The 7,281-nt window shown below is 48.9% G+C and carries 10 protein-coding genes and 1 pseudogene; 10 read left to right on the forward strand and 1 reads right to left on the reverse strand.

Going from position 1 to position 7,281, the window contains the following annotated elements; all coding sequences use genetic code 11:
• The 9 genes and pseudogenes from A918_RS22120 to A918_RS0116545 all read left to right on the forward strand — a co-directional run.
• A pseudogene (locus tag A918_RS22120) lies at positions 1-356 on the forward strand (hypothetical protein); the annotation flags it as partial.
• The gene (locus tag A918_RS0116510; RefSeq protein ID WP_022712125.1) at positions 353-583 is read left to right on the forward strand and encodes a hypothetical protein; all 231 of its coding nucleotides are present in this window, start codon (positions 353-355) and stop codon (positions 581-583) included. The pseudogene A918_RS22120 and the gene A918_RS0116510, both read left to right, overlap by 4 nt.
• Positions 580-735, forward strand: coding sequence for a hypothetical protein (locus A918_RS21890; protein ID WP_022712126.1), 156 nt, complete (start codon positions 580-582; stop codon positions 733-735). Before A918_RS0116510 ends, A918_RS21890 begins: the two co-directional genes overlap by 4 nt.
• A complete protein-coding gene (locus tag A918_RS21610) occupies positions 732-983 on the forward strand; it encodes a hypothetical protein (protein WP_075654663.1) in 252 nt (83 codons plus the stop codon). The genes A918_RS21890 and A918_RS21610 overlap by 4 nt, the downstream gene beginning before the upstream one ends.
• The gene (locus A918_RS0116520) at positions 967-1,992 is read left to right on the forward strand and encodes a tyrosine-type recombinase/integrase (protein WP_022712127.1); all 1,026 of its coding nucleotides are present in this window, start codon (positions 967-969) and stop codon (positions 1,990-1,992) included. The genes A918_RS21610 and A918_RS0116520 overlap by 17 nt, the downstream gene beginning before the upstream one ends.
• A 609-nt stretch (positions 1,993-2,601) precedes the next feature.
• Complete coding sequence (locus A918_RS0116525) at positions 2,602-3,219, forward strand: GGDEF domain-containing protein (protein ID WP_198013309.1); 618 nt, start codon at positions 2,602-2,604, stop codon at positions 3,217-3,219.
• A gap of 105 nt (positions 3,220-3,324) precedes the next feature.
• Entirely contained in the window at positions 3,325-3,711 is a 387-nt protein-coding gene (locus A918_RS0116530) for a hypothetical protein (RefSeq protein ID WP_022712129.1), read from the forward strand.
• A 91-nt stretch (positions 3,712-3,802) separates the two neighbouring features.
• Positions 3,803-4,396, forward strand: coding sequence for a type VI secretion system-associated protein TagO (locus A918_RS21615; RefSeq protein ID WP_198013310.1), 594 nt, complete (start codon positions 3,803-3,805; stop codon positions 4,394-4,396).
• A 125-nt stretch (positions 4,397-4,521) separates the two neighbouring features.
• On the forward strand, positions 4,522-5,079 hold the full coding sequence (locus tag A918_RS0116545) for a cysteine hydrolase family protein (RefSeq protein WP_022712132.1): 558 nt from the start codon (positions 4,522-4,524) through the stop codon (positions 5,077-5,079).
• A gap of 53 nt (positions 5,080-5,132) precedes the next feature.
• Here A918_RS0116545 and A918_RS0116550 read toward each other — a convergent pair whose 3' ends face one another.
• Positions 5,133-5,969 carry a hypothetical protein gene (locus A918_RS0116550; protein ID WP_022712133.1) on the reverse strand — a complete coding sequence of 279 codons (837 nt, stop codon included), beginning with the start codon at positions 5,967-5,969 and terminating at the stop codon, positions 5,133-5,135.
• Between the two features lie 184 nt (positions 5,970-6,153).
• Between A918_RS0116550 and A918_RS0116555 the strand changes: the two genes are divergently transcribed.
• Complete coding sequence (locus A918_RS0116555; RefSeq protein WP_022712134.1) at positions 6,154-7,269, forward strand: choloylglycine hydrolase family protein; 1,116 nt, start codon at positions 6,154-6,156, stop codon at positions 7,267-7,269.
• The last annotated feature ends 12 nt before the right edge of the window (positions 7,270-7,281 follow it).

A 7,281-nucleotide genomic window follows, 5' to 3' on the forward strand; every position in this document is an offset into this window, starting at 1 on the left:
CACGGGTCTCCGGCGATGCACGGGTCTACGGCAATGCATGGGTCTACGGCGATGCATGGGTCTACGGCGATGCACGGGTCTACGGCAATGCATGGGTCTTTAACGCTAGGCGCTATCGCGTATCAGGCCCCGGTGGCTCGGATAATGGCTGGCTGACAGCTTTTGTCGAAAAAGACGGAACGATCCGCATTTGTCGAGGCTGCTTTGACGGAACGATTGATGAATTTGCTGCAGCCGTTGAGGGAACCCATGGCGATAATGAACATGGGCAATATTACCGTAGTGAAATCACAAGCATAAAACTCCGCCTTGATACGACTGTGATTGAGGATGAAGCGCTGGAGGCTGCGGAATGACAGATCAGATCAACACCGGTGGCGCAGCTTTCCCATTTGAAGGTGGCGAAAACAATCACATCGAACCAAGTATAGGCATGACCCTGCGCGATTACTTCGCCGCGAAGGCAATGGAAGCAATTATAGCCGCAGACGGCATCCAATACGCATCAGCCACAGAAGCACACGCTAAATGGGCATACGAGCAGGCCGATGCCATGCTTGCAGCCCGCAGAGGCGCGCTATGACAGATACACACACCACAGCGCATATACTGGATGAGGCTGTGCAGGTATTCAAAAAAGAGTTCCACGAGAATTCTCCAAAACGCAGCTATGATGAAAACATAAAAGCCTCCCTCGCCGCCTCACCACTCGCACCGGAAGGAGGTGGAACATGAAAAACCAGCCTTACTGGCCTGCTGCTATGCCCTTAAATCAGGCTGCAGCATATTGCGGCCTCTCCACAGAAACCTTCAAGGAAGTCTGCCCTGTCAGACCGGTGGCACTCACACCTTCAACGCGAGGACAAAGGTTTTTACGGTTACGCCTTGATGAATGGTTGACTTCATTGGATCGCAATACCGATTATTCTACAATGTCAGCCTTAGAGGCATGGAAAGCACGAAAACATGCGCGTACCACTTAAAGGGCTGCATAAAGTCAAAAAGCGTTTGTCCGGTGGCAAAACGCAAACGTATTACTATGCATGGCGAGGCGGCCCGCGTCTTATGGTAGACCCGACCATAGACCCTGCGGGATTTGTTTCTGAGTTTCACGCAATATCCAAAGCAGCTGTGCAACCAGATAACGACAGCCTTGCTGGCTTGATTGTCCAGTATAAGACTTCACCGGCCTACACGGATCTCAGCGCAGTCAGCCAAAGGGATTATGATCCTTTTCTGGCTCAATTGTCATCCGAGTTTGGTGATATGCCGATCATCGCACTTAATGAGCATGGTGCAAGATCTGTCTTTAAGGACTGGCGAGATACCATGGCACAGACACCACGCAAAGCGGACAGGGCATGGGCGGTGGTGAAGCGCGTTTTTTCGTGGGCGCTTGATATGGAGCTAATTACACGCAATCCATGCACTGGCGGTGGCAAGCTCTGGAAAGGCACTCGCGCCGATATCATCTGGACAGATGAACAGATAGAACTTGCGAACAAAGCACTGAGTGACAACCTGATACAAGCCTTGATGCTGGCTTTATGGACAGGCCAGAGACAAGGCGACATTCTAAACCTCACATGGTCGGCATATGACGGTCAACACATCAGGCTAAAGCAATCTAAGACAGGAAAGCGCGTTACCATTCGCGTGTATTCAACCCTAAAAACAATGCTTGATTCTATGGACAAACAGTCTGTGACAATACTCACGAGCAGTCAGGGGACACCATGGACAAGCGACGGGTTTAAAACCTCATGGGGCCGCGCCATTAAAAGAGCCGGAATCACCGGCGTAACCTTCCATGATCTGCGAGGAACGTTCATCACCAAGGCACGTAGAAGCGGAGCCACTGTTGAGGAAATTGCTGCAGCATCCGGCCATTCTATCAAAGACGTGACCAGAGTGCTGGAAGCCCACTATCTCGCGCATGATGAACAAACGAACGACGCAGTAATCCTAAAGATGGAGAAAAAGGGGCAGTGATTTTAGTTTACAAAATCACTGTAACCCATTGATCTTCTAACTACCTAAACAGTCTCATTCTACATTTAAGGTATTGTTTTAATTAAATTAGTTCCTGCCTTCTAAGCCGACGGTCACTGGTTCGAATCCAGTCGGGATCGCCATTCACTCAATCTTTTACATAAGATTTCAGATTGCAGACTTCCGGTATTTTGTCCGGTTTAAGTCCTACCCCGCCTGCGTTGCGGTGATTCAAATACGCGAATAATTGTCATTCACAGCCAGAAGCTCCCCTTCCCCGAAGAATAATAAAAAGCTCATTTAAAAAATTAAGATTCTCATCCTTTGAACTGATATCTCATAATATTTCCGTTGTAACAAAAGCTGCGTGACTGACGCAGAAATCAGTTTCATTAGTATCTATAGAAAATGAAGCTGGCGTGCTAAAAGTAACTCCCGCGATTTCTCTCCTGCCGGACTTTCAATACTGAAGCACGAAATATGATTAATTATTGGCGCATTCTATTCAAAGCATTAGCAACAGGTGCGCTGGCGCTTATATTTACCCTCATTATTACCAGTATTTTTGTCCCCATGATGGGAGGGCAACTGGCCGGAGCCGGACTTATCATGACGATTGTCTGTCCGCTTGCGACCGCTATTCCGATGTCTGCATTGCACTATCTGAATACTGAACGCCTCAGGATTGCGCGAAATAAAGCTTTGGAAATTCAGGGCGAGCTTGAAAAAGCCAATGCGCTGCTCATCAAACATTCGCGCGAAGACAGTCTCACCGGCGTCCTGAACCGCTCGACTTTTTTTGACAAGCTCATCACAGCGAGCAACAGTCAGCAAACCGGCGGTCTGTTGTTTATCGATCTCGATCATTTCAAAACCATCAATGACACATATGGCCACGCAACCGGCGATGCGGCGTTGCGCCGTATCGGCGCACTGCTTAATCGCCTGAGTTTGAGAAACGGCTTTGCCGGAAGATTGGGCGGTGAGGAGTTCGGCGTCTTCATCAACAGCGCGGATGTCAGCTTCATCTATCAATATGCAGAAAATATTCGTCGGGAAATAAGTATTCTGCGTATTGTCGCTTCCGACAATAAAACTGTCAGCATCACTGCCAGTATTGGTGTCACTTTGTGCGAAGCCGGTTTCAATCTCGATCAGTCTTTACTGGAAGCAGATGAGAAAATGTATATTGCCAAGCGGCAGGGACGCAATCTGATTATTGCATAATGCTTGATAGCAGCCTGTTTTCAGCACTTCAGTCTGAAAAAAGACTTGCCTTGGCATAAAACTCGAACTCTATTCCGAACATCATAACATAATAAGGTAATCTTAATGGCTCAGGCAAATTCCTCATCCCGCCCTGTTATCCTGACCGGCCTCGGCGTTCTCGTCCTTGCAGCAGGTCTGTATCTGCAATTCGGCACCAGTTCTGTATCGCTTGCCGATCAGCAAAGATGCGAAAAAATCGTATCGGATACTTATGCTAACAGCGCAGAAGCCAAGAATTCACTTCTGCCTAAATGCTCCGAGCCAGGCATGGTAGCAATGATGGACGCAAAAGCCGGGGGCTCCGATGCTACAACAGCAGCGGCCTCTATTGCATCTGCCAACCAGTCCGATATCGGTTCCAATGCCTTAAGCTTCGGCCTGATCGGCGCAGGTCTCGGCCTGCTCTTAGGCGGTATTGCCACGCTTCTGCGCCGCAAAAAATCAGCTTAATCTGACAACAAAAACAAGCGGAACAGCACCGCAGACAAGCAAAGCTACTCTGCTCGTCTGTTCCGCTTTGTGGCGCTGCATGGGGGCATCAATGCGCATAATACTGACCGGTATGGCCATATTTGCATTATGGGCAACCAATGCCGTAGCCCAGACCTCAGCAAACTCATGCAGTGTGATTGAAGACCCTGCGCAGCGGCTGGCCTGCTTTGACAAGCTTTTCCCAAAAACAAATCAGCCCTCACTATCTCAGAGCTGGCACATCTCTGAAGACAGATCCCCTATTGATGACAGCGCGCAAATATCCGCTTTTCTGCTGCCCAGAGGCAGTGAAAATAAAATAGTCATGCTCGACTCGGTTGCTCTCGGGCTTCGCTGTCATAATTCTACAATTTCAGCAATTCTTACGACCGGCACTTCAAGCGCTGCAGAAACCACCAAAGTCACTCACAGAACAGGCGATAAAGCCTCGCAAACCATGCTTTGGGAGCGCTCTGCTAACTTCATGTCCGTCGGCTTGTGGTCTGATGAAGAATCTGTACCATTCATAAAACAGCTGAAAAACAACAGCATGCTATCGGTGCGCATCGACACTCCGCCTGTCGAGGTTATGTTTGATCTGGCTGATGTTGAAGATATTACTGCGAAAATTGCGAAAGCCTGCGAACGGGACATTTATCAATAGAGTGCCGTGTGTCAGACTTGGCATGCAAAACTCGCTCTAACCATTTAAATTAGTCTCTGCTCCGGTTTCTGCTATTTTATAACACAAGAATCGCAGACAAATTCCAAGGCAAGGTTTCTGACAGAATGACAACCGCACTCCTGATTATCGACGTTCAGAAGGCAATCATTGCCGGTAAAGCGTCAGCGCAACGAATGCCTGAACTTGAAGCCGCGCTGGATGAAACCGTATTCAGGCTTCAGGCGCTGAAGCAAAAGGCACATGATGCCAATATCCCTGTTTTTCTGATCCAGCATGACGGCGCCAAAGGCCACAGACTTGAAAAGGATACTGCAGGCTGGGAATTGCGTCCGGAAATCGCTGCTACGGGCAATGATATCCTTGTTCACAAGAAATATTCGGATTCGTTTCTCGAAACAGAGCTGGCAGACCGGTTGAAAGACCATGGTGTCACGCATCTCATTACCGGCGGCTGCATGACACAATTCTGCGTTGATACGACAGTGAGACGTGCGATATCACTGGGCTATGACGTGACCCTGCTTGCAGATGGTCATATGACGGGTGACTCTGACACTCTGCTTTATACGGATATTATGAAGCACCATAATGAAACACTGAATGGCTTTGGCACCGATGCTGCATCCGTGGCAGTTAAGCCCTCTGCTGAAATCAGCTTATGAACAAAAACAAGCCGCCTGCCAAATCAAACAGGCAAGCGGCTAACTCAGCAAACTCAGAAAACCAGCGAGACACCAGCAACAGGCCCGTGTTCGGTAACATTCCACTTGAACCTGTGGCCGAGCACATCGCCCCCATCATAATCCTGATACAGCGCCCTGTAGCCGAAGCGCAACAATGCCGGTTGATTAAAGATATGTGTGCGATAGCCAAGATAGGCCTGCCCCTGCGCACTCAAATCTGCACCGGCACCGAAACCGCCGACATCCGCCTCAGCAAATAAATGCCAGCGATCCGTCAGATCCGCCTGTATACGTGCTCCGACGAACGGATCCGTCCATTCCAGTTTACGACGCTCAGACCAGCGATCCAGCATGAAATCGACTTTAAGCTGTGTCCAGCGCAGACCGGCAGTCGGCTCAATCGCAAACACCCGCTGCGTACCGAAAACAGTTTCGCCTTCCAGCGGCACTTCAACCGCGCGGAAAAACGCACCGGCGGAGAGCGTTGTCATCGTAACATCCGCTCCCAAAGTCTGGTCATGGAATGATTCATCCTGACTGGTTTTGGTATATTGTCCGTCAAAATACACCCCATAGAGGCCGTTTGTGACTTCCACATTGCCCATGGCGCTGAAATCAAGATTTTCGAAAATATCCGAGAAAGGCACATCAATATTGGTACGGCGACCCATAATATTAGCATGACCATCCAGAGAAGCCGCCCAGATATAAGGACTGACAATCACTTTCCAGCGTCGCTCATCAAATTTGGCAACGGGCTGCGGCGCCAGAATATCGGCCCCCAAAGCCTGCCCGCTGGCGATGCTTGCAGCACTTATACATGCGGCAAAGATAATATGTGCAGTACTGATTCCTGATAAACACTTCATATTTTTATCGCCCCTCAATAAGCAATGTCTGCAAAACGATATAACTGCACTGTCTATATTTACACTTTGAGAAATCACCAGAATAAGATCAAGATTAAACCAATTTTTCAATAGATTTCTTCATATCTGATTCACACAAAGCGTGATAAAAGTTTTTGTCCATTTCTCTGGAAGGAGCATCCTTTTGAAACCGAGTTTCCCGTACTTCCTTAAGAACAAATTTGTAAAATCAGCCACCGCCCTGACTGTTATTGCCGCTGTTTCAGCGCCCTATGCGGCAGTTGCCTGCACCAGCTTCCTGTTGCCGACAACAGACGGCAGCGGCATTTATGCCCGCACCATGGAATTCGGAATTGAACTGCAGTCCAATGCTCTGGTTATTCCGCGCGCCTATACGCTGCACACAACCGGTGCCGACGGCAAAGCCGGCATGAGCTGGAAGGGTAAATATGCTGCCATCGGTATGAATGCCCTTGGTGAGACCACACTTGTTGACGGTATGAATGAAAAAGGTCTTGCCGGCGGCGTTCTGTATTTCCCTGAATTTGCAGGCTATGCCGACGGTTCCAAAACCGACAAAGAAAAATCTCTGGCACCATGGGATGTTCTGAGCTGGGTTCTGACCAATTTCGCAACGGTTGAAGAAGTCAAAACCGCCATTCAGGATATGAGCGTCATTAATGTCGTTCAGCCACAAATGGGGTTTGCGCCACCGCTGCATTATACAATTCATGATGCCAGCGGCGCTTCGATTGTGATTGAACCGGTTGATGGCAAGCTCAAAATTTACGACAATCCTGTCGGTGTTATGACCAATTCGCCGTCTTTTGACTGGCATATGACCAATCTCAGAAACTTCCTGAAAATGTCGCCGCTCAATGCACCGGATCTCAAAATCGCCGGCACGACATTCTCACCGCTGGGTCAGGGATCAGGCTTACTTGGCATTCCGGGTGACTCGACCCCGCCATCACGTTTTGTACGCGCCGCGGCCTATGTGCAAACTGTTGAAAAACAGCCAAGCGGGGATGATGCTGTGCGTCTGACCGAGCACATTCTCAACAATTTCGATATTCCGAAAGGCTGGATCCAGACCGCGAAAGAGCTGAAAATTCCGCTGGAATACACCCAGTGGTCAACGATTGCCGATCTGAAAAATCAAAAATACTATGTAAAAATGTATGATGATCAGGTTCTGCGCGGCATCGATATCAAAAGCTTTGATCTGGATGCAAAAGAGCTGAAAAAAGCACCTCTCAGCCCGAAGATCACACCACCTTCTGTTGAATTCGCCAAGTAAAAACAAAAAAAC

Origin of the sequence: Pseudochrobactrum sp. AO18b (genome assembly GCF_000409565.1) — a bacterium.
Lineage (GTDB): Bacteria > Pseudomonadota > Alphaproteobacteria > Rhizobiales > Rhizobiaceae > Pseudochrobactrum > Pseudochrobactrum saccharolyticum.

Excerpts from the sequence above, each read along its gene's own strand:
- A918_RS0116510 (WP_022712125.1), top strand. The coding sequence starts at position 353 with ATGACAGATCAGATCAACACCGGTGGCGCAGCTTTCCCATTTGAAGGT.
- A918_RS21890 (WP_022712126.1), top strand. The coding sequence starts at position 580 with ATGACAGATACACACACCACAGCGCATATACTGGATGAGGCTGTGCAG.
- A918_RS21610 (WP_075654663.1), top strand. The coding sequence starts at position 732 with ATGAAAAACCAGCCTTACTGGCCTGCTGCTATGCCCTTAAATCAGGCT.
- A918_RS0116520 (WP_022712127.1), top strand. The coding sequence starts at position 967 with ATGCGCGTACCACTTAAAGGGCTGCATAAAGTCAAAAAGCGTTTGTCC.
- A918_RS0116525 (WP_198013309.1), top strand. The coding sequence starts at position 2,602 with ATGACGATTGTCTGTCCGCTTGCGACCGCTATTCCGATGTCTGCATTG.
- A918_RS0116530 (WP_022712129.1), top strand. The coding sequence starts at position 3,325 with ATGGCTCAGGCAAATTCCTCATCCCGCCCTGTTATCCTGACCGGCCTC.
- A918_RS21615 (WP_198013310.1), top strand. The coding sequence starts at position 3,803 with ATGCGCATAATACTGACCGGTATGGCCATATTTGCATTATGGGCAACC.
- A918_RS0116545 (WP_022712132.1), top strand. The coding sequence starts at position 4,522 with ATGACAACCGCACTCCTGATTATCGACGTTCAGAAGGCAATCATTGCC.
- A918_RS0116550 (WP_022712133.1), bottom strand. The coding sequence starts at position 5,969 with ATGAAGTGTTTATCAGGAATCAGTACTGCACATATTATCTTTGCCGCA.